22 protein-coding genes are annotated in these 26500 nt (G+C 36.0%); 11 read left to right on the top strand and 11 right to left on the bottom strand.

The features are described 5' to 3' along the window. Position 1 precedes the first annotated feature (1 nt). Entirely contained in the window at positions 2-511 is a 510-nt protein-coding gene (locus BUA03_RS01015) for a nuclear transport factor 2 family protein (RefSeq protein WP_066079504.1), read from the top strand. 121 nt (positions 512-632) lie between these two features. Here BUA03_RS01015 and BUA03_RS01010 read toward each other — a convergent pair whose 3' ends face one another. Beyond that, positions 633-2678, bottom strand: coding sequence for a M13 family metallopeptidase (locus BUA03_RS01010; protein ID WP_082854317.1), 2046 nt, complete (start codon positions 2676-2678; stop codon positions 633-635). A gap of 371 nt (positions 2679-3049) precedes the next feature. Next, complete coding sequence (locus tag BUA03_RS01005; RefSeq protein WP_066079508.1) at positions 3050-4654, bottom strand: L,D-transpeptidase family protein; 1605 nt, start codon at positions 4652-4654, stop codon at positions 3050-3052. A 179-nt stretch (positions 4655-4833) separates the two neighbouring features. Here BUA03_RS01005 and trmB point away from each other — a divergent pair, with 179 nt between their 5' ends. From trmB to BUA03_RS00975, 6 genes are all read left to right on the top strand, one after another. Continuing rightward, complete coding sequence (trmB, locus tag BUA03_RS01000; protein WP_066079511.1) at positions 4834-5511, top strand: tRNA (guanosine(46)-N7)-methyltransferase TrmB; 678 nt, start codon at positions 4834-4836, stop codon at positions 5509-5511. Between the two features lie 42 nt (positions 5512-5553). Next, complete coding sequence (locus tag BUA03_RS00995) at positions 5554-6189, top strand: LysE family transporter (RefSeq protein ID WP_066079514.1); 636 nt, start codon at positions 5554-5556, stop codon at positions 6187-6189. 51 nt (positions 6190-6240) lie between these two features. Beyond that, a complete protein-coding gene (locus BUA03_RS00990) occupies positions 6241-6570 on the top strand; it encodes an MGMT family protein (RefSeq protein WP_066079517.1) in 330 nt (109 codons plus the stop codon). Positions 6571-6772: 202 nt separating this feature from the next. Then, a complete protein-coding gene (locus BUA03_RS00985; RefSeq protein ID WP_066079520.1) occupies positions 6773-7903 on the top strand; it encodes an Mrp/NBP35 family ATP-binding protein in 1131 nt (376 codons plus the stop codon). A gap of 68 nt (positions 7904-7971) precedes the next feature. Beyond that, positions 7972-8211: a NifU family protein gene (locus BUA03_RS00980; RefSeq protein WP_066079523.1), complete on the top strand. Its 240-nt coding sequence runs from the start codon at positions 7972-7974 to the stop codon at positions 8209-8211. Positions 8212-8423: 212 nt separating this feature from the next. Beyond that, positions 8424-8741: a 2Fe-2S iron-sulfur cluster-binding protein gene (locus tag BUA03_RS00975; RefSeq protein ID WP_066079526.1), complete on the top strand. Its 318-nt coding sequence runs from the start codon at positions 8424-8426 to the stop codon at positions 8739-8741. Positions 8742-8926: 185 nt separating this feature from the next. On the opposite strand, the gene BUA03_RS00970 is transcribed toward BUA03_RS00975, so the two are convergent. Both BUA03_RS00970 and BUA03_RS00965 read right to left on the bottom strand, forming a co-directional pair. After that, on the bottom strand, positions 8927-9709 hold the full coding sequence (locus BUA03_RS00970; RefSeq protein WP_066079528.1) for a DUF3050 domain-containing protein: 783 nt from the start codon (positions 9707-9709) through the stop codon (positions 8927-8929). 92 nt (positions 9710-9801) lie between these two features. Continuing rightward, positions 9802-10980 (bottom strand): acyl-CoA dehydrogenase family protein, encoded by a 1179-nt coding sequence (locus tag BUA03_RS00965; protein WP_066079531.1) that lies wholly within the window; start codon positions 10978-10980, stop codon positions 9802-9804. Between the two features lie 450 nt (positions 10981-11430). Here BUA03_RS00965 and BUA03_RS00960 point away from each other — a divergent pair, with 450 nt between their 5' ends. Beyond that, positions 11431-12729, top strand: a complete 1299-nt coding sequence (locus BUA03_RS00960; protein ID WP_066079534.1) for a TlpA family protein disulfide reductase — start codon at positions 11431-11433, stop codon at positions 12727-12729. A 57-nt stretch (positions 12730-12786) separates the two neighbouring features. Here the strand turns inward: BUA03_RS00960 and BUA03_RS00955 are convergent, their stop codons facing one another. The 3 genes from BUA03_RS00955 to BUA03_RS00945 all read right to left on the bottom strand — a co-directional run bounded on the left by BUA03_RS00955 (position 12787) and on the right by BUA03_RS00945 (position 14723). Beyond that, a complete protein-coding gene (locus BUA03_RS00955; protein WP_066079538.1) occupies positions 12787-13494 on the bottom strand; it encodes a tRNA1(Val) (adenine(37)-N6)-methyltransferase in 708 nt (235 codons plus the stop codon). 132 nt (positions 13495-13626) lie between these two features. Next, the gene (rimM, locus tag BUA03_RS00950) at positions 13627-14151 is read right to left on the bottom strand and encodes a ribosome maturation factor RimM (protein WP_066079541.1); all 525 of its coding nucleotides are present in this window, start codon (positions 14149-14151) and stop codon (positions 13627-13629) included. Positions 14152-14165: 14 nt separating this feature from the next. Next, a complete protein-coding gene (locus BUA03_RS00945) occupies positions 14166-14723 on the bottom strand; it encodes a 30S ribosomal protein S16 (protein ID WP_066079544.1) in 558 nt (185 codons plus the stop codon). A 200-nt stretch (positions 14724-14923) separates the two neighbouring features. Between BUA03_RS00945 and BUA03_RS00940 the strand changes: the two genes are divergently transcribed. Both BUA03_RS00940 and BUA03_RS00935 read left to right on the top strand, forming a co-directional pair. Then, on the top strand, positions 14924-15403 hold the full coding sequence (locus BUA03_RS00940; protein ID WP_066079547.1) for a DUF6252 domain-containing protein: 480 nt from the start codon (positions 14924-14926) through the stop codon (positions 15401-15403). A 153-nt stretch (positions 15404-15556) separates the two neighbouring features. Continuing rightward, complete coding sequence (locus tag BUA03_RS00935; protein ID WP_066079550.1) at positions 15557-15919, top strand: RNA recognition motif domain-containing protein; 363 nt, start codon at positions 15557-15559, stop codon at positions 15917-15919. Positions 15920-16032: 113 nt separating this feature from the next. Here the strand turns inward: BUA03_RS00935 and leuB are convergent, their stop codons facing one another. The 4 genes from leuB to leuC all read right to left on the bottom strand — a co-directional run bounded on the left by leuB (position 16033) and on the right by leuC (position 21038). After that, a complete protein-coding gene (leuB, locus tag BUA03_RS00930; protein WP_066079553.1) occupies positions 16033-17094 on the bottom strand; it encodes a 3-isopropylmalate dehydrogenase in 1062 nt (353 codons plus the stop codon). Positions 17095-17177: 83 nt separating this feature from the next. Next, positions 17178-18752 (bottom strand): alpha-isopropylmalate synthase regulatory domain-containing protein, encoded by a 1575-nt coding sequence (locus tag BUA03_RS00925; RefSeq protein WP_066079556.1) that lies wholly within the window; start codon positions 18750-18752, stop codon positions 17178-17180. A 129-nt stretch (positions 18753-18881) separates the two neighbouring features. After that, entirely contained in the window at positions 18882-19478 is a 597-nt protein-coding gene (gene leuD / locus BUA03_RS00920; RefSeq protein ID WP_066079559.1) for a 3-isopropylmalate dehydratase small subunit, read from the bottom strand. 165 nt (positions 19479-19643) lie between these two features. After that, on the bottom strand, positions 19644-21038 hold the full coding sequence (gene leuC / locus BUA03_RS00915; protein ID WP_066083177.1) for a 3-isopropylmalate dehydratase large subunit: 1395 nt from the start codon (positions 21036-21038) through the stop codon (positions 19644-19646). A 706-nt stretch (positions 21039-21744) separates the two neighbouring features. On the opposite strand from leuC, the gene dnaE reads away from it, so the two are divergent. Further along, positions 21745-26289 (top strand): DNA polymerase III subunit alpha, encoded by a 4545-nt coding sequence (dnaE, locus tag BUA03_RS00910; RefSeq protein WP_066083174.1) that lies wholly within the window; start codon positions 21745-21747, stop codon positions 26287-26289. Positions 26290-26500 lie beyond the last annotated feature (211 nt).

Below are 26500 nucleotides of genomic sequence, written 5' to 3'. Positions count from 1 at the left end.
TATGAAACAAATAGTGACTTTACTGATTGTTATGGCTTTGTCAGGTTGCAAAAGCACGATGGGGAATCAAGCAAGCGTAAGAGTAAACATCAATGCTACACTTGATGCTTGGCACAAGGCTGCCGCAGATGCTGATTACAATGCCTATTTTGATCTAATGACTGGTGATGCAGTTTTCATTGGTACAGATGCAACCGAAAACTGGAATAAAGGAGCTTTTCAAACGTATGCAAAGCCTCATTTCGATAAGGGGAAAGCGTGGAATTTTACTGCTTTAGAGCGTCATATTTATTTTGATGCAACTGGTAAAATCGCGTGGTTCGATGAGTTGTTAAACACCCAAATGAAAATTTGTCGAGGTTCAGGAGTTTTGGTAAAAATAGGCCAAACGTGGAAAATTCAGCATTATGTGTTATCAATGACAATACCAAATGACAACTCAAACGAAGTTGTCAAACGGAAGGCTCCCATAGAAGATGTAATCATCAGAAAGTTGCAATCCAAACAATAATGTACCTAATCGAAGGCTAATCAGCAGTGGAATGGTCTAAAGTTTAAAATTAATTCTTAGCGTTTCTTTACATGAAAAACCCTCATTCGAAAAGAAGAGGGTTTTATAATTTAAAGCAACATTACCAGATTTTCACTCTTTTCTCGGGTGCAAGATAGAGAGAATCGGTAGGTTTTATATTGAAAGCCGTGTAAAACTCAGGAATGTTGCGCACAACACCGTTCACCCTGAATTTTGCCGGTGAATGTGGATCGGTTGCGACTTGGTTTCGCAAGGCTTCTTCCCGTGATTTGTTCAACCACGATTGTCCCCAACCTAGGAATACGCGTTGTTCTCCGGTAAAGCCCTCTAAAACGCTAGATTCTTTACCGTTAAGACTCATCTTATAGGCTTTTAAGGCAATAGAAAGTCCTCCTAAATCCCCAATGTTTTCTCCTTGGGTAAATTCGCCATTTACATTGAGGTCAGGAAATACTTTAAAACTATTATACTGTGCAACTAAGGCATTTGTTTTTTGTTTGAAAGCGGCCAAATCTTCAGGCGTCCACCAATTGCGCATCACACCGTTGCCATCAAAAGTACTTCCTTGGTCATCGAATCCATGTCCGATTTCGTGTCCGATGATTGCGCCAATTCCACCATAGTTTGCGGCATTTTCAACTTTTAAATCAAAGTAAGGGGGCTGTAATATGGCGGCGGGAAATACGATTTCATTAAGTGGGGGATTGTAATAAGCGTTTACGGTTTGTGGAGTCATTCCCCACTCTGATCTGTCCACAGGTTTTCCCAATTTCCCAATTTGTCGGTTGTATTCAAAAGCTGTTGCTTTTTGTTGGTTTCCGTACAAGTCTCCTTTCACGACTTTTAAATCGGCGTAGTTTCTCCATTGATCTGGATAACCAATCTTTGGAGTGAATTTAGAGAGTTTGTCCAGCGCTTGTTTTTTTGTCTCAGCGCTCATCCAATCCAGATTTTCAATACTTTGTCCGTAGGCTTTTAGAAGGTTTTTAACTAACACAGTTACCTGCTCTTTAGCTTCAGGCGAGAAATGTTTTTTCACATAGACCTTTCCAACAATCTCTCCCAGGTTATTATTTACTTTGTCGACACCTCTGCGCCACAAAGGCTGTTGTACTTGTATGCCATAAAGGCTTTTGCCATAAAAGTCAAAGTTTTCATTGTCAAGAGCAGTATTTAGTGATTTTGCGGCTCCATGAAGGACACTCCATTTCAAATAGGCTTTCCAAGTACTCAACGGTGTTGTTTTTATGATTGTGTTAAGCGATTTTAGGTATTCAACTTGTGCGATGACAATGTTTTTTTGATTCAGGATTCCGGCATTTTTAAGCATTGCAGTCCAATTAAAATCAGGCATTAGTTGGCTTAAATCGGTAATTGCATATTTGTTATAGAGTTTTACAATATCTCTGGTTTGTTCTTTTTTCATGTGTTGGGCAGCTAGAGCAGTTTCTAATGCCATGATTTTTGGGGCGAGTTCTTTTGGAGCAACCACGCCGCCTAGTTGCAGCATCTTTTCAATATGGGCTACATATTTTTTTCTTATTTCTTGAGATTTTACATCTTCTAGCGCGTAATATTCTCTGTCGGGTAGCCCTAATCCACCCTGCCAAGTAAGGAGCATGTATTGGGTAGGATCTTTTAAATCTTCTATAACGCCTACAGAAAATGGAATGTTGCTTCCATCCTTATTTGCGTTTCCAAAATAAGCGGCCAAATCAGTATAATTGTTTATCGCATCAATTTTTTTGTATTCTGGAAGTAAAGGTTTAACTCCTTTTTGATCTCTACTTTTAATATCCATAAACGATTCGTAGAAGTCACCAATTTTTTGTTCATCAGAACCTGCTGCAAAATTGCCCTTGGCAGAAGCCTCGATAATTGCTTTCACATCTTCTTGTGCTTTTTCATGAACCATATAGCCAATACCATAAGAGGCCTTGTCTTCCGGTATTTTGGTTTTTTTCATCCAATTGCCATTGACATAAGCATTAAAATTATCTCCAGGCTGAACTGATGTATCCATGTTTCCTGTATTGATACCGGAAAGGACTTTTTCGATTTTTTCCAATGTAGTAAAAGCGACTAACGAAACAATGGGAACTAGTGCTAAAAGCAGAATTTTAAAAGGGTTTGGTTTGGATTTCATGATTTTGATTTTTTAGAGAATCAAATGTAAATAAAAAAAGTGATATAGGTATAATAAATTGATTATTAGTAAGTTGAAGTATTATTAATTGTAGTTCTAAGATGAAAAATTATAAATATTGCTCGTTTTTTGAAGTTTTTTTATTCAAAATTGTGGCGCTTTTAACCCAATGGACAAGTTCGTACTCCATTCACCATTTAGTAGTGGTTTGATTGTTTAATAATAACAAAGCTCCTATTTTTTATCATGCTTGTAGTTGTCACAAGTTTATACAAACACATTGTATCATCCTTATTGAAGTTCTGTAACAAAGAGGGTAAAAAGTTTAGTAATGGGTCTTTTATTATAGAAATAATAGCGGGACAAAAAATTTATTTCGAGTCATTGTCAAAAAGGAGTTCTGCTAAGCGATCATCTCGTTGATAGATATCATTAAAAAAACTAATTTCGCCAGAATCATTGACCCAAGTGGTGAAATAACCCAAGTGAACCGGAATTTTATTTTTTAGATAGCAAGTGGTTTCCTTGCCACCATCCATCGCTTTTTTAATGCGTTCCACGGGCCAATCTGGATTGTTGTTTAAAATTAAATAAGCCAATTCTTGTGCTTTATTTATGTTGATACATCCATGGCTATAGGCTCGGTACTCAGACTCAAACAAAAGTGTAGACGGTGAGTCGTGTAAGTAAATGTCATTAGAACTTGGAAAGATAAATTTCACTTTTCCTAGAGGGTTTTTTGGACCTGGTTTTTGTCTTACCCGACCCTTATTCCACTCCATGTCATTAGTAATTAAGTAGTTTTTATCTCCATCCATCGCTGTTTTTATTTCGCTTTGAACAATACTTGTTGGGATATTCCAGTAGGGACTAAATACCAGATGACTAATCATACTGCTAAAAATAACGGTTTCATTCAGGGTACTACCAACAAAAATATTTGATTCTAATACGGTTTTGCCGTCTCTTTTAAAAAATAGTTTAAAAGAAGGGATGTTCACAATAATGTATTCCGGTGCTTTAGTAAGTTCTGGCGCAATCCACCGGCAGCGTTCCATATTTACCATAATTGTTTTAATATAATTTTCAATGGGAATGTTTAGCCTTTGAATGTGGCTTGAGGTAATGATTGGATCTGATTTGTAGCCATTTCTTTTTTTGAAATTTAGAATACCAGTCAATAGCTCTTCATCGTAGCGATTGCTTTTAGTGTCTTGTTTTAAATCACCAGTGATAGCAAGTCGTTGCCTGATTTGAGCAATGGTTTTTGAGGTGTCACCTGGTTTGTATTCCAGTATTGACGAGTCTTTCACAATCAAGTTCCAGACTCCATTTTGTTCCATTTGTTGGTATTTTTTTAACACATCACGGAGTTTGTAATACTGTCCAAATAGTAATTTATCATCTTTATCTATTGATTGGGGATCACTTAGTAAAGACTGTAATAGGCTGGAGTAGGAAAGGTTTTTTGTTGGTAAAAACCATCCAGTTTCCCTTATTTTTTCAGGATCAATGCCTTTGTAAACTTTTTTGGCATAAAAAACAAACATTGTGGACAGCAGTAATTCGGTTTCAGTACTAGTAATGGTTGGCGTGAGTTGCTTGTTAAAGATGAGGTCCACTTTATCTTTGTAAGCAAAGCTGGACCTTAAGCCTTCTTGCTCCAGTAAATTTACTTTGGAATGGAGTAAATGGGCAAACTCTATAATTCCTTCCTTGTCAAACCACACGGAATTGTAGCTTCGTTTTTTGTATAAAGCCAAGACATCCGATTTGTGTTTTTTTAAATTAGGATATACTTTAAAAAATCTAGTAATGACTAAACTGTCCACTTTGATAAAAGAGATGTTGTTTTTCTTTTTGGGGAGCGGTAGGCTGAAAGAAGTTTTGTTAGTTGTTGTGTTTTTTACACTGTAAGCGCTAACAGGTAAAAAACTAAATAGCAACAACATAATAAATAAAATAAGGTTTTTCATGGCCTGATTATTTAGCTAAAGGTAAGCAAATATTTCCTTGATAGAAAGCGAATTAACAATAAGGGCATAAGTTGAAATGATGTAAATAGGATGCTTGTGGAAAACGTTTTTTCATTTTTTTACCGCGATGGCATTCGGTCTTATATAATTCCTTAATTTTGCCGAAATATTGTAAAAAAGTGGGAAGCAAAAATAAATTAAAAAGGTTCAAGGAAAACGAAACATTCACAAATGTTTTTCAACCAACGCGAGAAGAAGTAGTAGGAGATTTATTTCCCCTTAGAGGAAAATGGAATTCTGAATTTTTCAGAAATGATAATCCTCTAGTGCTAGAATTAGGTTGTGGAAAAGGGGAGTATGCGGTAGGTCTTGCCGAAAGATATCCCAATAAAAACTTTGTTGGAATAGATATTAAGGGAGCCCGTTTTTGGCGTGGTGCCAAAACTGCTGTTGAAACAGGACTTCACAATGTGGCGTTTATTCGAACTCAAATTGAATTAATCAATCATATTTTTGCCGAAAACGAAGTGGACGAAATCTGGATTACTTTTCCAGATCCACAAATCAAATACAAACGGACGAAACACAGAATGACTAATTCTGAATTTTTGCAGTTGTATAAAAAAGTGCTCAAGAAAGACGGTGTTGTGAACTTAAAAACCGATAGTGAGTTTATGCATGGTTACACTTTAGGATTGTTGCACGGGGAAGGACATGAAGTACTTTACGCCAATCATAATGTATATGTAAATGAAGGAAGTCCTGAGGAAGTGACTGCTTTTCAAACTTTTTACGAGAAACAATATTTGCAAGTTAACAAAGCAATTACGTATATTCGATTCAAAATTAAAGAATAGTTTTATATTTGAAATAGATTTTTTTGATTTTGCACTTGGCCTATGAATTTAATTACTTCCTTGTTTTTGGGTTTCGTTACTGCCTTCGTAGGGATCACACCTCCGGGATTGATTAATATGACAGCAGCCAAAGTGAATCTTAAAGAAGGAAAAAGAAGTGCTTTTTGGTTTGTTTTAGGGGCCGTAATTGTAATTTTTTTTCAAGCTACACTAGCCATATTTTTCGCCCAGTTTATTAAGGGTCGCCCAGATGTAGTTGTTTTATTGCGGGAAGTAGGTTTTGGGATCTTTTCCGCACTAACAATCTATTTTTTGTTGATCGCTAAAAAGCCAAAAAAGAAAAAAGGTAAAATTAAAAAAAAGAGTACCTCCACCCGATTTTTTCTTGGAATGCTGCTCTCAGCACTGAATTTTTTTCCTATTCCTTATTACGTCTTTGTAAGTGTCACTTTAGCGTCGTACAATCTCTTTTACTTTGATACTACGCACGTTTTGATTTTTGTTTCAGGGGTGGTATTGGGTTCTTTTTTGGTATTCTATTTCTACATTACCTTCTTTCAAAAAATACAAGATAAAACAGATTATTTGATGCGCAATATGAATAGTATTATTGGAAGCATCACGGGATTAATATCGTTAATTACCTTGATCAATATCATAAGGTATTATCTAAAGTAATTTCCGTAAATTACTACTTAAATTAGGCACCCTTATTATCCTTTTGGAAGCATGACAAACGACAATTTTTTCGACAGAGTATATGCAATCGCGAGGCAAATTCCATATGGGAAAGTCACGTCGTACGGGGCAATTGCTAAAGCCTTAGGAACCGCTCGTTCAGCTAGAATGGTGGGTTGGGCGATGAATGCTTCGCATAACCTGGACGATGTACCTGCACATCGGGTAGTCAACAGAAAGGGATTGTTGACAGGGAAATTACATTTTGACGGCACGAATCTCATGCAGCAATTATTAGAAAATGAAGGGATAGTTGTGGTTGAAAACCAGGTTATGGATTTCGAGAAACATTTTTGGCAGCCGGACGTAAGGACTGAGTAATCGATAATGGAGCACTACTTAAGTGTGCCATGATCAAAATAATCAATTGTATCCTGATAATTTACACCAATTTCTTCATCAATAAATCCAATCCAATTCCTTTATTTTAAGAACTTAATCCGCTATCTTTGTAATCTGAAATCAGTTTAAATAAAGATAATATTCTGGCGCTATAGTGCCAATAGAAAACAGTTGACTAAAAATGAAATTAGATAGAAAAGATATTCTTAAAGCTTTAGAAACGATTACTATAGCTGGAGAAGGAAAAAACATGGTGGAGAGTGGAGCAATAGCAAATGTAATTACTTTTGGCGATGAGGTGGTGGTTGATTTAGTTTTGCATACACCAGCCATGCACATTAAGAAACGAGCAGAAGACGATATTAAAAAAGCAATTCTTGAATTAGTATCTGCTGCTGCAAAAATAAAAATCAATAGTAAAGTAGAGGTTCCGGACAAACCAGAAATTAAAGGAAAACAAATTCCCGGAATAAAAAATATTATAGGAGTAGCTTCTGGTAAAGGAGGAGTGGGGAAATCTACTGTTACTGCTAATCTAGCGGTGTCTTTAGCAAAAATGGGATTCTCAGTGGGGATCCTTGATGCTGATATTTATGGGCCGTCGATGCCTATTATGTTTGATGTGGAAAGCGAGAAACCAATCTCCGTGACCGTTGATGGGAAATCAAAAATGAAACCTGTTGAAAGTTACGAAGTTAAAATTCTTTCTATTGGATTTTTCACAGCGCCAAGTCAAGCGGTGATCTGGAGAGGACCTATGGCTTCTAAAGCATTGAACCAAATGATATTTGATGCTGATTGGGGAGAATTAGACTTCATGTTGGTAGATTTACCACCGGGAACAGGTGATATTCATCTTTCGATTGTACAATCATTGCCTATCACGGGTGTTGTAATTGTAAGTACTCCGCAAGCAGTTGCTTTGGCTGATGCAAAAAAGGGAGTTTCTATGTTTATGTCTGAAGCGATAAATGTTCCAGTTTTAGGAATTATAGAAAACATGGCCTATTTCACACCTGAAGAACTACCCGAAAACAAATACTACATCTTTGGGAAAGAGGGAGCCAGAAATCTAGCAGATGATTTAGAAGTTCCGTTTTTAGGCGAAGTGCCTATTGTACAATCTATTCGAGAAGCAGGAGATTACGGTCGACCTGCAGCAATGCAATCAGGTTCTATAATTGAAACTGTTTTTGAAGAAATTACAAGAAATGTAGTACGAGAAGTTATCAGCAGAAATGAAAGTTTACCTGCTACTGAAGCTGTCAAAATCACAACGATGGCCGGTTGTTCAGCAGTCAACAAAAAATAGAAATTAGAATTTTTGAAATGATTTTTAATCTATCAATTTTCTAATCTTTCAATCTTTAAATAAAGAAAATGACAACAGAAGAATTAACAATAGAAGTTCAAAAAGCACTGGAAGAAATCAGACCCTTTTTGAATTCTGACGGAGGGGACATCACATTGATTTCCATCGAGGAGGGGAAACACGTAAAGGTGCGCCTTGAAGGAGCCTGCACCAGTTGCAGTGTTAACCAAATGACACTGAGAGCTGGTGTGGAAACAACCATCAAAAAATTTGCTCCGCAAATAGAAACTGTTGTGAATATCATGTAAATTCATTAAAAGCATCCCTTTTAAGAAAATATACCTGCTTTAAAAGGTATTGGTTTTTTTTAAGAGGGATGCTTTTTTAGTGATTTTTTTGTGGTTTTTTTGCATTGTTAAAATTGCTGATTTCCAATGGCTTTGCTAACTATTGTGCTCAAATCTTCCACCACGTCCAGTAAGCTATAAATTGATAACTAAACAATTCCAAATTTAAAAAAATGGATGTATTAATAAAGATTAAAGACAGAGAAGGAATAGTACATGAATTGCAAGCTCCTACAGATATGGCGATGAATATCATGGAATTATGCAAAGCTTATGAACTTCCTGTAGAAGGTACTTGTGGCGGAATGGCCATGTGTGCTTCTTGTCAATGTTATGTTTTAAACGATGTGGTCTTGCCAGAAATGGGTGATGATGAGGAAGCCATGTTGTCAGAAGCGTTTTATGTCAAGCCAAATAGCCGCTTAGGCTGCCAAATTCCAATAACGGAAAGCCTTGAAGGATTAGAATTAGAATTGGCTCCAGAGAATTAAAAAAAGGCGAGATAAAATTCTCGCCTTTATGAATTTGTATATTCCCAGTTGTACCCAATAGTAAGTTCAGAAACTTCTGGCGACAAGCCTTTGAATAGTTGTTTGAGAACCAGTTTTGAAAGTTGTACTGCTGCAGGCGTTATAATTTGTAAAAAAAAAGAGTTGGGTTTTTTAGTAAATTAATATTAAGCCAATTCAACATTCATCATAATGGTCTCTTCGATAGCATCCCAAAGTCCAATTCGTTTTTCTAAAGCTAGCTTGGAAACTTCCTCTACATCGGACCATTTTTGTGCATCTGTTCCGCATAATTCCGTGATCATTTTCATGGCCATAGGACCATGTTCATCAGCGTCTAATTCAATATGTCTTTCGAAATAATAAATAAGTTTAGTTAAATCCGTCTCGGGAAAATTGGCTTGAAAATTTCTTAGGATTTCGGTAAACATACTCGGAATTAAATCCTCGCGACCAAAAGTGAATGCAGCAGCAATTTCATGTGATTTTCCTTCTTCTATAACTCGGAATGTAAAATCTAAAAAAGCTTTGATATTAGGATGCAAATTGCTTTTTTTGATTGCAACAAATATGTTTTTAAGCGAATCTACCTCAGTTAAAAAATGTTCGATTCCACTGGTGTTCGCATCACAGGCTTTCATCGCTTCAATATACATCTCATAATGACTGGAGCGCTTTCCGTCTAATGTTAAATCAGATTCCTCCGCAACCACAATTTCGTTAATTAAATACCTAGTTTGTGGGTTTTCTGTTGCGAACCACGGAGTTGTTGTACACGTTAATTTAGACTGTAAAGCTTTTAACAAAGACATAAAGTCCCAAACCGCATAAACATGATTTTCTAAAAAACACTGTAAATCCTCAACGGTTTTTACTTTTTTGTATAAAGTATGTTGTAACAATAGTTCTTTTTGGGGCTGAATACTATTGTTGATTGTTGCAATATTCATAGGTGGTATTTTTTATGTAAATATAAAAAAGCTTCTTGTTTCCAAGAAGCTTTTACTATCAATTTTATAAATACTTTAATAGTCGTTTACTACTATTTAAAAGCTGGAATTCCTGTGATATCCATACCAGTAATTAGTAGGTGTATGTCATGTGTTCCTTCATAGGTGATTACCGATTCTAAATTCATCATGTGTCGCATAATAGAATATTCTCCAGTTATTCCCATTCCTCCTAATATTTGTCTGGCCTCTCGAGCAATGTTTATGGCCATGTCCACATTATTTCTTTTTGCCATCGAAATTTGAGCGGTTGTTGCACGTCCTTCATTTCTTAAAACACCCAATCTCCAAGTTAACAATTGTGCTTTGGTGATTTCGGTAATCATTTCGGCCAATTTCTTTTGTTGTAATTGCGTTCCTGCAATGGGTTTGTCAAACTGTATTCTCTCTTTTGCGTAGCGTAAAGCGGTATCGTAACAATCCATCGCGGCACCGATAGCACCCCATGCAATTCCGTATCGCGCTGAATCAAGACAACCAAGTGGCGCTCCTAATCCTGATTTATTAGGCAATAAATTTTCTTTTGGTACTTTGACATTATCAAAAATAAGTTCCCCTGTTGAGGACGCTCGAAGTGACCATTTGTTGTGTGTCTCAGGAGTAGAAAAACCTTCCATGCCACGTTCTACAATTAAACCGTGAATTCTTCCTGCTTCATTTTTTGCCCAAACTACAGCTATATCTGCAAAGGGAGCATTTGAAATCCACATTTTAGCACCATTCAATAAATAATGGTCCCCCATGTCTTTAAAATTGGTAATCATACTTCCTGGATCTGAACCGTAATTAGGCTCTGTCAATCCGAAACATCCCATAAATTCACCGGTAGCTAACTTAGGCAGGTATTTAACACGTTGTTCCTCGTTTCCGTATTTCCAAATAGGATACATCACGAGAGAAGACTGCACAGATGAAGTGGAGCGAACACCAGAATCGCCACGTTCAATTTCTTGCATTATTAAACCGTATGATATTTGGTCTAAACCTGCACCGCCATATTCTTCTGGAATATAAGGGCCAAAACCACCAATTTCACCCAGCCCTTTTATGATTTGTTTTGGGAATTCAGCACGTTGTGCATAGTCTTCTATAATTGGTGACACTTCTTTCTTGACCCACGCACGGGCGGAGTCGCGAACTAGTTTGTGCTCTTCTGTTAGTAAATCGTCTAGGTTATAGTAATCTGGAGATTGAAATAAGTCTGGTTTCATGGTTTTATGAATTTTATAGAGCACAAATTTACATAAAGAAATATAACAAAAGCATTAACAATTGTTATATTTTTCTATATTTGATTTGCTTACTCATGCAATTTAGTTCTAAAGTACAACGAAAGTTTAAATTAAATGGGAAACTGAGGGAATTTAGGTTTTGTTTAAAAGATTTTTTTTACATATTCAAATAAAACTCCTGAGTCACTTCTACATATTCTGGAGTGTAAATATGTCTTGAGGTTTCGATTATTAATTCGTCAGTTAAAAAATCTGTACTTTCTGTAATCACAGTTTTTCAACGATTCGTTCGACCTTGAGGTTTTTCAGCTTAATGTTATTCAGATATAGATTTTTCGAGTAATTGAGTAGTGCAAATTTTGCTATTTATCTCTACCTTGTGGGGATTTAAAATTAAAATTTTGTTAACTAAAAAGTTGCTTTTTAACCATGACGACAAGCCTTCAGAGAATTGCCCTAGTGTTATTTTGTTTTTTCTTAAATCTTGCTGCAAGTCAAACAAAGCAAATAAAATTAAAGTTAACGAGTAATCCAGATACTTTTAATTTAAACGAATATCAGTCGGATTTAAGACCGTTGTCCTATACTGATAATTTTATAGGGATTCCTGAACTTGATTCCTTAAAATTTCATTTCGTAGCAATGGATTATGTGCAATATGCGTATGACATGTATAAAGATAATAAACTGGAGAAGACTAAAGCACTTGCCTACTTCAAAAGATTAAAAATAGACACACTTGCACTATCGCATAAGAAAATTAATCAAGAGCTAATCGTGCTTATTGGTTTTAAGAAAAATAAGCAAGTACTAATTGCTGATACCAACAAGAATAAGGATTTTAGTGACGAAATTAAATATGAATACAACATATTACCAAATGCTGACCAGGCTTTGATTAAAAATTATTTGCCTTCAATTTATAAATTCGAATATTTTGAAAATAAAAAAATTATAAAATTTGAACGAAAGTTTGTTTTAATTCCTGATAAGGAGAATGAAGTATCCCAAAAGATCGATAAAAAAGATATTCCCTACTTATCCTTTCTTAAATTTGTAGATGCTTGGGTAGGGAAAGCGGCTGGTTATGAGTTTTATTTTTCTGATTTCTATGCTAAAAGTAAATTCTATGTTAAAGATAAAAACACTAATTTTTCGAAAGATTTTGTTTTTAATAAGCAGTTTAAGTATTCTTTCAATGATACAATTGCTATAAATAATTCAAATTACACAATTAAAAGACAATTGAAAATGGATTCATTGTTTCTAAATCCGGTCAAAAAAGGGTATGTCGAACGATTTACAATTGGGAATATGATACCTTTAAATTATACTTTTAGAGATTTGTACAATAATAATTTTGTTCTTAAAGATGCGTTAAAAGATAAGGATTTTTTGCTTTTGGAATTTTGGGGCACTTGGTGTGGTCCTTGTGTTAAATTTTATCCACATATCAGAGAATTTTATGATACAAACGAAAAAAAAATAAATATTCTTGGTGTCGCTGTTGATAATTCGAATGAAGAAGTATTAGAATATGTAAAGAAAAATAATGTAAAATGGCAACAAGTGTTTATGAAATTAAATGATAGTAATACATTTATAAAACAGCTTAATATACAAGCATATCCAACAATCGTTTTGATAGATAAAAAAGGTCAAATTACTTTTGTTGGTGCAGGAGACTCTTTGTCTTTAGGATTGATTGGTAAAATCATAGCCAAATAGTTTTTGGTTTTGCATCATATTCATTTTAATAAATTTGATTTTTGAGTTTGCTGACAATTACATCTTCAAATAAAAATCCTTAGTCAAGCCAATGTATTCTGGAGTATAGACATGTCTGGCGGTTTCAATAAAGAGTTCATCAACAGAGAAATCAACTTCTTTTTTTCGGCTAAAGGCCAATAAACTTCTCTTTATTTCGGTAGTTGGAGTTCCTTTTACTCGTGTAATTTTCATTGGATAAAGTTCATATTCTTTGGCTATAGCCAAAAATCGATCTTCCTCTTTGAACGGAATGATTACTGAAAAAATACCATTTTCAGACAATAATAAATCAGCAGCTTCAATTAAATCCTCAAAAGGCATCGCATCTTGAAAACGGGCTAAATCGCGTTGTTCGTTTTCTGTTTTGTAATCTTCGCTGTAAAAAGGCGGATTAGAAATAATTAAATCATACTCATCTTCTGGTTCTTCTACAAACTCATCTAAACCGGCATGGAAACAAAATAAGCGGTCACTCCAAGGGGAATTTTCAAAATTATCTACGGATTGTTCATAAGCTTCTCCGTCAATTTCTAGCGCGTCAATTTGCTCCGCATTGGTTCTTTGTGCCAACATTAAGGCTATGATACCTGTTCCTGTACCAATATCTAATATGCCGAAAGGATTGTTCGTTATTGGCGTCCAAGCACCTAGCAATACACCATCAGTACCAACTTTCATGGCACAACGATCCTGTTCGATAGTAAATTGTTTGAATTGGAACAAAATGATTTTAGATTGAGGATTAACGATTGCAGATTGCAGATTTTTTAATAGAATACTAAAAACTGAATACGGATCACTTTTCTAGATGATTAGCGATTGGTGATTGCGTATTTGTTAGACTGAGCACTTTTTTTATAAGTACATCTCAATCAATCCTTCTGGTAAATCCATGATGACTTTCTTATTTTCTCTGTCAATTTTCATAAGAAAATGGTCAATCATAGGAATGAGGATTTCTACTTCGCCATTAAGTACTTCAAAAAGAGGTTGGGCAGTAGTGTCATTTATGGATTGAATTTTTCCAACAACTCCTAAGCGTGTGTCTTCAACTTCAAATCCTATTACTTCGTGGAAATAGAATTTGTTACCAGTAAGTTTTGGTAACATTTTTAAAGGAAGGTAGATTGCGTTCCCTAGTATAGCATCTGCATCTTCTTCAGTATTCATGTCTTCAAAACGAATTCGGAGGAAATCGTTTTTATGCAGGGAACTGCTTTCAATAAAAAAAGGAACCAAGTGTTTGTTGCATTCAACAAACACTGATTCCAAGTTTTCGTATAACTCTGGTTCGTCCGTGTCTAAATAGGCAAGAACTTCCCCTTTGAAACTAAATTTTTTAGCGATCTTACCTAAGTAGAAACAATCTTCTTTACGCATCTTCGCTTTTAAAATTATGCTTCAGTAGTTTCGTTATTTTCTTCTGCAGCAGGAGTCTCTTCAGCCGAAGCTTCAACTTCTTCCTCTACAGCTGGATTTGCAGCGGCAATCGCATCTGCTTCAGCTTGTGCAGCTGCAGCTAAACGTTTTGCATTTACATCTTGTTCTGCTTTGAAAGCTTTAGCTTTAACATCAGCTTGCGCCTTAGTTAAACCATCTTTTTTAGCATCAACTGTTCCTGTTTTTGCTTCTAACCAAGTCGCTAATTTTGCGTCAGCTTGTTCTTGAGTTAAAGCTCCTTTACGGATACCACCATCAAGGTGATGTTTCAATAAAGCTCCTTTGTAAGAAAGAATTGCTTTTGCGGTATCAGTTGGTTGAGCACCATTGTGCAACCATTTTACTGCGCTATCAAGGTTCAAGTCGATAGTTGCTGGGTTTGTGTTTGGATTGTAAGTACCTATTTTCTCTAAGTATTTACCATCTCTTTTTGAGCGTGCATCTGCTGCTACAACCCAGTAAAAAGGTTTTCCTTTTTTACCGTGTCTTTGTAATCTAATTTTTACTGACATAATCTTGTGATTAAATTTTGAGGTACTCGACCTCGATTAATTAAGGGTGCAAAGATACATTTTTTATTGATAATCGCTAATCCAAGTCGTGTTTTAATCGATGGTATGGTGTTGCGTATGATTTTGACGGCTATTTTTTTCTGCGTAGTTTAATTTTTTAAACTTTAATACTCTATTTTTGTTACTTCAAAATAGGTTTTATGAAAAAATATATCTCGTTTCTTGTGGTGCTTTTTGTAGTAGTTTCGTGTGAGGAAGACGTTAGGTTTAATAATCCTTCTTTTCAAGGTATGAAAAACAATGTGTTTTGGAGAGCCGTTCAGGCTAAAGCGACCTTAGCGTCCGATGGATCTTTATTAATCGAAGCCTACACTGGAACCGAAGTAATGTCCTTGAAAATGACTTCTACCACAACGCAGAAATACCCTTTGGGCACAAGTAATTCAAAAACTGCTGTTTACGTGATAAATCAAGGAAATAGCGAAATCAAATATACAACAGGCATTGGTATTGGGAGTGGTGAAATAATACTAACCGAATATGATGATCTAAATAGAACAATATCAGGAACTTTTAAATTTAATGCTAAAAATATCGATGACAATTCCTCATCGGATCCGGTATTAAATTTTCATCAAGGTGTTTTTTATAAGGTTCCGGTAAGTGTCCTTGTTCCTTAAAATATAGGGTTTATGGTTTTCCAATCACGGGTGCTTACTGTTGTATCCAGACTACTTTCATTTTTAATTTAAAATAAAATCATAAATAAGCTAATATATAGTAGATTAGAAAAAAAATGTACTACATTTGTTGTATTATTTAAATAAGGACATATGAATATTTTTGTTGGAAGCCTTCCATTCAGTATTGAGGAAGCAGATTTAAGAGAGTCTTTCGAGGCTTACGGAGCAGTTGATTCAGTTAAAATTATTACTGATAAATTTACTGGAAGAAGTAAAGGATTTGGTTTTGTTGAGATGCCAAATGATGACGAAGCTCAAAAAGCTATTGATGAATTGAACGGTGCAACTGTTCAAGGACGTGCAATTGTAGTAAACAAATCTGAGCCTAAACCAGAAGGCGAAAGAAGAAGTTTTAACAATAACAGTCGTGGTGGAGATTCACGCGGTGGTTATGGTGGTGGAAACAGCCGTGGTGGAGAAAACCGTGGTGGTGGAAACAGAGGAGGATATTAATATTTTTTTCTACAACTATAAAAAAAGGTGTCAATGTAAATTGACACCTTTTTTGTTTCCCATTCCTAGTATGTCCTCTCCGATGGAGAGGGAGCAGAAAGAAAATTTTATTTTTATAAATTAGCAACTAACCAATCACCAACTTCGCTAGTTTTATAGGTTTTAGCATCTTTGGTGGCCAAATCTTCAGTTATGATTCCTTGTTCCAATGATTTATTGACCGCCGCTCTTATGGTTGCTGCTTCTTCCTTTAAACCAAAAGCATCTTCAAACATCATTGCTGCTGATAATATTGTTGCCAATGGATTGGCAATATTTAATCCAGTTGCTTGCGGATAGGAGCCGTGAATGGGTTCATATAATGAAGTATGTTCTCCCACAGATGCAGATGGCATCAGTCCCATCGATCCTGAAATCACGGATGCTTCATCCGTTAAAATATCTCCAAATAGGTTTTCAGTAATTAATACGTCATACGAATTAGGCCATTGTACTAATCGCATAGCGACAGCATCTACAAATTCATAACTTACCGTTACTTCAGGATAGTCTTTTTCCATAGCTTGTACCGTTTCTCGCCATAATCGAGAGGTTTCTAAAACATTTGCTTTGTCAACACAGCAGAGTTTTTTAGTTCGGGTCATTGCTAATTCAAACCCTTTTTTGGCTAAGCGTTGTACCTCAACTCTTGTATAAGTACACGTGTCATAAGCGGTTTCGCCTCCATCTAGTCTTCCTTTTTCTCCAAAATAAATTCCACCAGTTAACTCTCTCAGGAAAACCAAGTCTGTTCCTTCGATACGTTCCCTTTTTAGGGGGGAATTGTCAATGAGCGAAGGAAATGTAAAAGTTGGACGCACATTAGCAAATAAGCCCAATTTTTTTCTCATTAATAATAGTCCTTGTTCTGGACGCACAGGAGCACTTGGGTCATTATCGAATTTAGGATGTCCAACGGCTCCGAACAATACTGCGTCTGCTTTCATACAAATTTCATGCGTTTCGTCTGGATAAGGAACTCCAACGGCATCTATGGCACAAGCACCTGTAAGTGCTGGTGTCCAAATAATTTCGTGATTGAATTTTTTTGCAATAGCATCGGAAACTTTGACGGCCTCATTGATTACTTCGGGTCCAATTCCGTCTCCAGCTAAAAGTGCGATTGTATATTTCATGTTTTAAAGTTTAATTTTTCTCCTCCTTAGCCCTTTCCGAAGGAAAGAAAGCTGAGATGCAGGAGAAATGTTTTTTTTTCTTTTTAATGCTTCAGTTCTTTTTCAGTTTCGTTTCCCTGCCCTTCGAGTATGGTTGGGGAGGGGATGATATTCAACATTTTTTGCGTGGCTATAATTGCCGCTACTGTCTGATCTGAATCTAATCCTCTTGTTTTGAATTCTTTTCCGTTGTTGATCCAGGTAATTATAGTTTCACATAAAGCATCTGAACTACTTCCAGGAGGTATTCGTACCGCATAATCGATCAATTTAGGCAATTCTAAATTTTTGCTTTTGTAGATTTTTGCCAATGCATTCATAAAAGCATCAAATTGTCCGTCCCCTTGCGCATGCTCTTCAATAACTTCTCCGTCCATTTTTAAAGAGAGCGTGGTGGATGGGCGCATTCCTTTTGCATGGGATAAAATATATGATTCCACTACTATTTTCTCCTCATAAGTCTGGCTGTCTAGAACATCCGATATGATGTAGGGTAAATCTTCCTTAGTGACCGTTTCTTTTTTGTCACCTAATTCGATAATTCTTTGGGTAACTAATTTTAGATCCTCTTGATTCAATTGTAATCCCAGTTCCTGTAGGTTTTTCTCAATATTGGCTTTACCCGATGTTTTTCCAAGGGCATATTTTCGTTGTCTCCCAAAACGCTCTGGAAGTAAATTATTAAAATACAGGTTATTTTTATTATCGCCATCCGCATGAATTCCTGCTGTTTGCGTAAAGACGTTATCGCCAACTATAGGTTTGTTAGCAGGAATTCTGTAGCCTGTAAAAGTTTCAATTAACTTACTGACAGAGTATAACGAGGATTCTTTTACGTTGATTTCTATTTCTGGTAAAAAGTCATTGATTACAGCAACTGTGCTTTCAAGAGGTGCGTTTCCAGCACGTTCTCCCATTCCATTTACGGTAACATGAAGCCCCTGAATACCAGCTTTTACCGCTTCCATAACATTGGCAATACTTAAATCATAATCATTGTGGGCGTGAAAGTCAAAATGGATGTGCGGATATTTTGCCGTAATTTTCGAAATAAATTCAAATGTTTCTGCTGGAATAAGAACGCCTAAAGTGTCGGGTAATAAAATTCTTTTGACAGGCTGCTTGGTGAGAAAATCCAAATATTGATACACATATTCAGGGGAATTGCGCATGCCATTACTCCAATCTTCTAAATAAACGTTGGTGTCAATATTATTTTCTTGAGCGAGTGCAATGCTATGGGCAATTTCGGAAAAATGCTGTTCGGGTGTTTTCTTTAATTGATGCGTCAAATGATTCATGGAACCTTTGGTCAATAAATTCTGAACTTTTGCTCCAGTATTTTTCATCCATTCTATAGAAAGTCCGCCGTCTACGAAAGTTAAAACTTCAATACGATATGTATATCCTTTTTCTTTGGCCCAAGCCATAACACCTTTTACACCTTGAAATTCTCCTTCGCTTACACGTGCAGAGGCAATTTCGATTCGATCAACATTTAATTCTTCTAGTAGTAATTGGGCAATGGTTAGTTTTTCTGCAGCAGAAAAGGATACTCCTGAGGTTTGTTCCCCATCGCGAAGCGTCGTATCCATTATTTCAATTTTTCTTTTTTTCATTATAAATGGGATGCTATTTCGATTTTGATGCGTTAAAAATCGGGAGTTTTTTGTTTAAAAAAAGAATTAAAGCAGCTGGTTTGGGATGAATTTAAAAGATTTTCTTAACAACTGCATTTTTGATTTGCATTAATAAGGAAGTTTATTAGCGAATTCTACCACTTCAGTTTTGATGTTTTGTAAATAATCGATATCATCAAAACCGTTGATCATATTATCCTTCTTATATCCAGAAATATCAAAATATTCTTTTTCTCCACTTGCTAAAAGTGTAATAGTTTGTGCGGGTAGATTTATTTCTATTTCGGATGTAGGATCTTTTTCAATAGCTATAAAAATTTTATTGGCAAATTCAGTGCTAATTTGTACTGGTAAAACGCCAATATTTAGACAATTGTTCCTGAAAATATCAGCGAAAAAACTAGAGACTACGGCTCTGAAGCCATAATCATAAACTGCCCAAGCTGCATGTTCTCTGGAGGATCCCGAACCAAAGTTTCTACCTCCCACAAGGATTTTACCACCATAAATAGGATTGTTTAGGACGAAATCTGTTTTTGGAGAATCATCATTATTGTATCTCCAATCGCGAAAAAGGTTGTCGCCAAAGCCAACACGTTCTGTTGCTTTAAGAAAACGAGCAGGAATAATTTGATCCGTGTCTACATTTTCTATAGAAAGAGGAACTGCGGTGCTGGTAAGAGTAGTAAATTTATCGTAAGCCATCGTGTTTTTTGATTTTTGATTAACGATTTTTGATTTTTGATTTTCGATGAAAAAAATTAATCGCAGTCGCCACTATTTTATAGGTATTTAAAAAAAAATAAATTGAAAGGGAGTAGATTTTCGAAAATTGAAATCAAAAATCGTTAATCTACATACAGCAATCTTTTATAGTAATTCTCTTGGGTCTGTTATAGCACCAGTCACTGCGGCGGCGGCGGCCATAAATGGACTGGCTAATAACGTTCTTGAACCAGGTCCTTGGCGTCCTTCAAAATTCCTGTTTGAAGTACTGACTGCATATTTTCCTGCTGGAACTTTGTCGTCGTTCATTGCTAGACAAGCAGAGCATCCAGGTTGACGCAAGACAAAACCGGAATCGTTTAATATGTCAAGAATTCCCTCCTCTTTTATTTGTGCTTCTACAACATGTGATCCTGGGACAAGCCATGCTGTAACGTTAGCTGCTTTTTGTCGCCCTTTTACAATCGACGCAAAAGCTCTAAAATCTTCAATACGACCATTGGTGCAACTGCCTAAGAAAACGTAATCAATTTGTTTTCCTATCATGGCTTCTCCTTGTTGGAATCCCATGTATCCTAAGGATTTGGCGTAGGTTTCTTCTCCCTCAACAACATCTTTAGCTTTTGGAATATTTTTTGAAATTCCCAATCCCATGCCTGGATTAGTTCCATACGTAATCATTGGTTCAATATCAGAAGCTTTAAAATTGATTTCTTCGTCAAATTTTGCATCTGGATCTGTTTTTAAGGTTTTCCAATAGGCTACTGCGGTTTCCCAAGCATCGCCCTTTGGAGCATATAAACGGCCTTCTAAGTAATCAAATGTCGTTTGATCTGGAGCAATCATTCCGCCACGTGCTCCCATTTCGATACTTAAATTACATACGGTCATGCGACCTTCCATAGTCATGTCTTCAAAAACTTTTCCTGCGTATTCTACAAAATAACCAGTAGCACCTGAAGTGGATAGTTTTGAGATGATGTAAAGAGCAACATCTTTAGGCGTAACTCCTAACCCAAGATTGCCGGTGACGTTGACGCGCATTTTTTTAGGTTTGGGTTGCATGATGCATTGGGTAGAAAGTACCATTTCTACCTCAGAAGTGCCGATTCCGAAAGCAATAGCGCCAAAGGCACCGTGAGTCGAAGTATGTGAATCGCCACAGACAATGGTTGCGCCTGGCAATGTGATTCCGTTTTCAGGACCCACGACGTGAACGATTCCATTTTTTAAGTTTCCTAATCCCCAGTGGCTAATTCCGTATTCTTTGGAGTTTTCTTCTAAAGCTTTTAGTTGGTTAGCAGATAATGGGTCTTCAACAGGTAAATGTTGGTTTATAGTTGGCGTATTGTGATCGGCAGTAGCAAAAGTGCGCTCGGGGTATAATACCGAGATTCCTCTTTCTTTTAAACCTAAAAAAGCAACAGGACTTGTGACTTCATGAATAAAATGACGGTCAATAAAAAACACATCTGGTCCATCTTCAATTTTACGCACCACGTGCGAATCCCATACTTTGTCGAATAATGTAGTACTCATTTTGATATATTTTAATGTATTTTCTTATAGCCAAGTTGGCTAAGATGATAACTATGGAAGCAAAACTAAAAAAACAATCAAGTCTCTATTTATTAATATTTCATTATATACGATACCCAAAATCTCATTCGGATATTTCTTAACTAAATTTTGTCTTTTAGACTGCTTTTTTAGTAGTGTAATTTTTTATTTCGATAAAATGTAGCATCAGTTTTTTAAATTTTTGATATTTATAGAATAGTCAGTATCTCTTATGTAAAAGCCGTTAAAATTGTGAATATTTAATTAAATAGAATTAAAATCGACTTTTTTTCAATTTTCAATTCGCTATTTGACTTTTATTAAAGCTGTTTTCACACGTTAATATCTAAGTAAATTGGATTTTTTTTAATCGTATTTCAGTATTTTTTTTTGATGAAATACTACGACATCCAAAAATGAATATGTGTTCTTTTTATCTTTTTAACAAGGGAATATCAATATGATTTGTTTAAAGTGATTGTGGTTTTAATAGGAGAACAGTCCGCGAAAATAAATTTGTTTTTGTTGATAACTTAGCTGCTATTCTACTCTAAAAAAAACTAAATTTGAAGTTCATTTTTCAGGATTACTACTAATTTTAAAGTGTTTAAAACCAGTTAAATACACGGTCTAAATCTAAAGGTTTAGGCACCCTTCCCTTCGGGGAGGGCTGGGGAGAGGATTTATGTATTTAATATTCGATACCGAAACTACAGGATTACCAAAGCGTTGGGGCGCTCCCATTTCTGATACAGACAACTGGCCACGTTGTATTCAAATCGCGTGGCAGTTGCACGATGATATGGGAAAACTCGTCGAGCATCAAGATTATTTGGTCAAGCCTGAGGGTTTTAATATTCCGTATGATGCGGAACGAATTCACGGAATTTCGACAGAATTGGCGCAAGCCGATGGAATTTCGCTAGCAGAAGTTTTAGAAAAATTTAATATCGCTTTGGGCAAAGCCAAGTTTATTGTGGGTCAGAATTTAGGTTTTGATACCAATATTATGGGCTGTGAATTTTACCGAATGGGAGTAGAAAGTCAAATGAGTGCGATGCCTATTCTTGATACTTGTACTGAAGTTACCGCATCGTTGTTGAAATTGCCAGGTGGTCGAGGAGGAAAATTTAAATTGCCTACATTAACAGAATTGCATTCTTATCTTTTCAACAAACCTTTTGGTGAAGCCCATAATGCAACCGCCGATGTCGAGGCGACTACACGCTGTTTTCTAGAGTTAATTCGACGTGATGTTTTTACCAAAGAAGAGCTGGATGTTCCTGCTAGCTATTTTCAAGATTTTAAAAATAAGAATCCAAGTGAGATAAAACTCATAGGGTTAAAACATATCAATCTCAAGGAAGCTTCCGATAAAATTCGGCAGCAATTTGGAGAGAAGCAAGATCCAGCGGTTTCAAAGGCAGCACTTTCTGAGAATAAAAAAGTACTGGTGGACACGCCTTTTGTCCATTTGCATAACCATACTCAATTTTCAGTTTTGCAATCTACTATTAGTATTGCGGCATTGGTAAAAGCGGCGGCTCAACAGAAAATGCCTGCCGTAGCCATGACGGATCATGCCAATTTGATGGGAGCTTTCCATTTTGTTCGGGATATTTTATACCATAATAAGGCGGCTGAAGCCAAAAATAAAGTGGCAATTGAAAATGGTGAGAAGCCTACTGAAGTTGTGATGAAGCCTATTGTGGGTTGTGAATTTTTTGTGTGCGAAGATCATAAAAATAAGTCGGTTAAAGACAATGGCTATCAAATCGTACTTTTGGCGAAGACCAAAAAAGGCTATCATAATTTGGCTAAAATGTCTTCGATTGCTTATACAGAAGGGTTTTATTATGTGCCTAGAATCGACCGGAAGGTTATTCAGCAATACAAAGAAGATATTATTGTTTTGTCTGGAAACTTGTATGGCGAAATTCCAAATAAGATTCTCAATATTGGTGAAAATCAAGCTGAGGAAGCATTAATTTGGTGGAAAAATGAGTTCCAGGAAGATTTTTATATTGAGGTGATGCGTCACAATCAAGAAGATGAAAATCGCGTAAACGCCTCTTTAATTTCATTGGCAAGAAAACATGCTGTTAAGATAATAGCAACCAATAATACCTTTTACATAGACAAAGAAAACTCGAATGCACACGATATTTTACTTTGTGTGCGTGATGGTGAAAAGCAAACTACGCCTATCGGTCGCGGCCGAGGCTATCGTTACGGATTACCCAACCAAGAGTATTATTTCAAGTCGGGAGACGAAATGAAGCAACTCTTCAACAATTTACCAGAAGCGATTTCGAATATTTCAGAGATTGTCGATAAGATCGAAATTTTTGATTTGGCTCGTGAAGTTTTGCTTCCAAAATTTGAAATCCCGGTGGAGTTTAATAATCCTGAGGATGAAAAAGACGGCGGAGTACGAGGCGAAAATGCCTATTTAAGGCATCTTACTTTTGAAGGAGCTAAAAGGCGCTATGCTGAAATTACGGAAGAAATTCAAGAACGACTGGATTTTGAATTATTGACTATTTCTAATTCGGGTTATCCTGGATATTTCCTAATTGTACAAGATCTAATTGCTGAAGCTAGAAGCATGGGCGTATCGGTAGGACCAGGAAGGGGTTCAGCAGCGGGCTCTGTGGTGGCCTATTGTTTGAAAATTACCAATATCGATCCGTTGATGTACAACCTGCTTTTTGAACGGTTCTTAAATCCGGATCGGGTGTCATTACCCGATATTGATATTGATTTTGATGATGAAGGACGCAGCAGTGTCATGGATTATGTGATCAGGAAATACGGTTCTAAACAAGTGGCGCAAATTATCACGTATGGTAAAATGGCAACCAAATCAGCTATTCGGGATACGGCTCGTGTGCTGGATTTACCGCTATTTGAAGCGGATAAAATTGCGAAATTAATTCCTGGAATGATGCCGTCCAAATGGAATTTAGCTCGATTTTTGAATGAAAAAGAGGATGTAATTAAAAAAGCAGTTCGTCCAGAAGAATACGATAAAATTAAAGAATTAATAGGTCTTGCTAATGAAGATGATTTGGGTGGAGAAACCATTCAGCAAGCTAAAGTTTTAGAAGGAAACTTAAGAAATACAGGGATTCACGCTTGTGGAGTGATTATTACGCCAAGTGATATTACTGATTTTGTACCTGTGGCAACTGCCAAAGATTCCGATTTATATGTGACTCAATTTGACAACTCGGTAGTAGAAAGTGCCGGATTGTTAAAGATGGACTTCTTGGGTTTGAAAACCCTTACTTTAATCAAGGATACGGTTAAATTAGTAAAATACAGAACGGGTATTGATCTGGATCCAGATACATTTCCTATTGATGATTTGAAGACATACGAGCTGTTTCAGCGTGGAGAAACGGTAGGTATTTTTCAATATGAATCTGCTGGAATGCAGAAATATATGAAGGAATTGAAGCCGACGGTTTTCCCTGATTTGATTGCCATGAATGCATTGTATCGTCCAGGTCCAATTGCTTATATTCCTAGTTTCGTCAAGCGAAAAAATGGGGAAGAGGAGATTATTTATGACTTGGATGCTTGTGAAGAATTGCTGAAAGATACCTACGGAATAACCGTTTACCAAGAACAAGTTATGCTTCTGTCCCAGAAACTAGCAGATTTCTCCAAAGGGGACGCCGATGTTTTGCGTAAAGCGATGGGAAAAAAGCAAAAAGATGTTTTGGATAAAATGAAACCTAAATTTATCAGTCAAGCTGCCGCCAAAGGGCATGCCGAAGATAAACTGGAAAAAATTTGGAAGGACTGGGAAGCTTTTGCAGAATATGCTTTTAACAAGTCACACTCTACTTGTTATGCTTGGATTGCCTACCAAACCGCTTTTTTGAAAGCCAATTATCCAGCAGAATATATGGCGGCGGTTTTGTCTAATAATATGAGTGATATTAAACAAGTTTCTTTCTTTATGGAGGAATGTAAACGTATGGGACTGCAAGTTTTAGGTCCAGATGTCAATGAGTCCTTTTACAAGTTTACCGTAAATGATGATTATGCCGTTCGTTTTGGTATGGGAGCGATTAAAGGAGTTGGTTCCGGAGCCGTGGCAACGATTGTAGAGAATAGAAAAGACGGAAAATACAAATCGATTTTTGATTTGGCCAAACGAATTGATTTGCGTGCGGCCAATAAGAAAGCGATTGAAAATTTAGCTTTGGCGGGAGGTTTTGATTCGTTTTTAGGAACTACGAGAGCGCAATATTTTCATGATGATGGGGATGGAATTACGTTTTATGAAAAAGCAATACGGTATGGTTCAAAGTATCAAGAGAATGAAAATTCGTCGCAAGTGAGTTTATTTGGGGATGCGAGCGAAGTACAAATTGCGGAACCTATTGTGCCACCTTGTGAGGATTGGAGCACAATGGAAAAACTCGCCAAAGAGAAGGAGGTTGTCGGTATTTATATTTCGGGACATCCGTTAGATGATTTTAAATTTGAAATGAAATATTTTTGTAATTCAAAATTGGAAATGCTGAAAAATATGGAGCTTTACGTGGGTAAAACCCTTGCATTTGGAGGGATAGTTTCTAATGTGCAAAGACGGACAGCCAAAAACGGTAAGGAATGGGCAATTTTTAACTTAGAAGGTTATGATGAAAGTTTTGAATTTAAAATATTCAATGAAGAATACTTGAATTTTCATCGCTACTTGCTACCTAATAATTTTGTTTTTTTTAAAATACTGATTAAAGATGGATGGGTAAATAGAGAAACCGGAAAAAAATCAGAACCAAGAATGCAGTTTACTGATGCCAAACAATTACAGGATGTATTGGGTATTTTTGCTAGGAAATTAATCTTGCTTTTGAATATTGCTGATTTAGAGGCTGATTTTATTCATAGATTGAGTCATCTTTTTCAAGAAAACAAAGGGGATAACACGGTTTCTTTTGAAATCATGGAGCTACAGAAAATCAAACGAATTATCGAAAATACGCCAATAGTGGCCGATAGTGATGAGGAAACTTTTACGGAAGAAAATGATGATGCTGAAATGGAAGGTCTTGAGGCTACGGAAGCAACTACGGTAACAAAAGTAGATGAAGTTGAAGAAATAAAAGTAATAACAAAGCTCACCATGCCGAGTAGGAAATTGAAAATTAAAATCTCAAATGAGTTATTGGTAGAGTTAGAGAAAATGCAGATTAACTTTAAATTAAATTAAGTCATCATTTTAAAAAGGATAAAAAATTAAAGGATGTCAAATTTAATGATTTTAGAGATTTTTTTTAGAGCGTTATTCTGGCAATTCAATCACTATTTATGCTTCACGTGGGTAGTTTTATTTTTATTTCTAAACGTTTGCAACAGCTTGACTATTAAACTTTAATCATTTTTAACATATTATTGACGGCGTTTGTTGTTAAATTTTAAGC

It is taken from the genome of Flavobacterium fryxellicola, assembly GCF_900143245.1.
In the GTDB taxonomy this organism is placed as follows: Bacteria; Bacteroidota; Bacteroidia; order Flavobacteriales; family Flavobacteriaceae; genus Flavobacterium; species Flavobacterium fryxellicola.
This window is presented reverse-complemented; position numbering and strand designations above follow the sequence as displayed.

Bases quoted from the DNA above. Each gene is read 5' to 3' on its own strand.
- BUA03_RS00980 (WP_066079523.1), top strand. From the start codon at position 7,972: ATGACAACAGAAGAATTAACAATAGAAGTTCAAAAAGCACTGGAAGAA.
- leuD (WP_066079559.1), bottom strand. From the start codon at position 19,478: ATGGCTTACGATAAATTTACTACTCTTACCAGCACCGCAGTTCCTCTT.
- BUA03_RS00945 (WP_066079544.1), bottom strand. From the start codon at position 14,723: ATGTCAGTAAAAATTAGATTACAAAGACACGGTAAAAAAGGAAAACCT.
- BUA03_RS00960 (WP_066079534.1), top strand. From the start codon at position 11,431: ATGACGACAAGCCTTCAGAGAATTGCCCTAGTGTTATTTTGTTTTTTC.
- BUA03_RS00990 (WP_066079517.1), top strand. From the start codon at position 6,241: ATGACAAACGACAATTTTTTCGACAGAGTATATGCAATCGCGAGGCAA.
- BUA03_RS00970 (WP_066079528.1), bottom strand. From the start codon at position 9,709: ATGAATATTGCAACAATCAACAATAGTATTCAGCCCCAAAAAGAACTA.
- leuC (WP_066083177.1), bottom strand. From the start codon at position 21,038: ATGAGTACTACATTATTCGACAAAGTATGGGATTCGCACGTGGTGCGT.
- BUA03_RS00935 (WP_066079550.1), top strand. From the start codon at position 15,557: ATGAATATTTTTGTTGGAAGCCTTCCATTCAGTATTGAGGAAGCAGAT.
- BUA03_RS00975 (WP_066079526.1), top strand. From the start codon at position 8,424: ATGGATGTATTAATAAAGATTAAAGACAGAGAAGGAATAGTACATGAA.
- rimM (WP_066079541.1), bottom strand. From the start codon at position 14,151: ATGCGTAAAGAAGATTGTTTCTACTTAGGTAAGATCGCTAAAAAATTT.
- BUA03_RS00925 (WP_066079556.1), bottom strand. From the start codon at position 18,752: ATGAAAAAAAGAAAAATTGAAATAATGGATACGACGCTTCGCGATGGG.
- leuB (WP_066079553.1), bottom strand. From the start codon at position 17,094: ATGAAATATACAATCGCACTTTTAGCTGGAGACGGAATTGGACCCGAA.
- BUA03_RS00965 (WP_066079531.1), bottom strand. From the start codon at position 10,980: ATGAAACCAGACTTATTTCAATCTCCAGATTACTATAACCTAGACGAT.
- BUA03_RS00985 (WP_066079520.1), top strand. From the start codon at position 6,773: ATGAAATTAGATAGAAAAGATATTCTTAAAGCTTTAGAAACGATTACT.
- BUA03_RS00995 (WP_066079514.1), top strand. From the start codon at position 5,554: ATGAATTTAATTACTTCCTTGTTTTTGGGTTTCGTTACTGCCTTCGTA.
- BUA03_RS01010 (WP_082854317.1), bottom strand. From the start codon at position 2,678: ATGAAATCCAAACCAAACCCTTTTAAAATTCTGCTTTTAGCACTAGTT.
- BUA03_RS01015 (WP_066079504.1), top strand. From the start codon at position 2: ATGAAACAAATAGTGACTTTACTGATTGTTATGGCTTTGTCAGGTTGC.
- BUA03_RS00940 (WP_066079547.1), top strand. From the start codon at position 14,924: ATGAAAAAATATATCTCGTTTCTTGTGGTGCTTTTTGTAGTAGTTTCG.
- dnaE (WP_066083174.1), top strand. From the start codon at position 21,745: ATGTATTTAATATTCGATACCGAAACTACAGGATTACCAAAGCGTTGG.
- BUA03_RS01005 (WP_066079508.1), bottom strand. From the start codon at position 4,654: ATGAAAAACCTTATTTTATTTATTATGTTGTTGCTATTTAGTTTTTTA.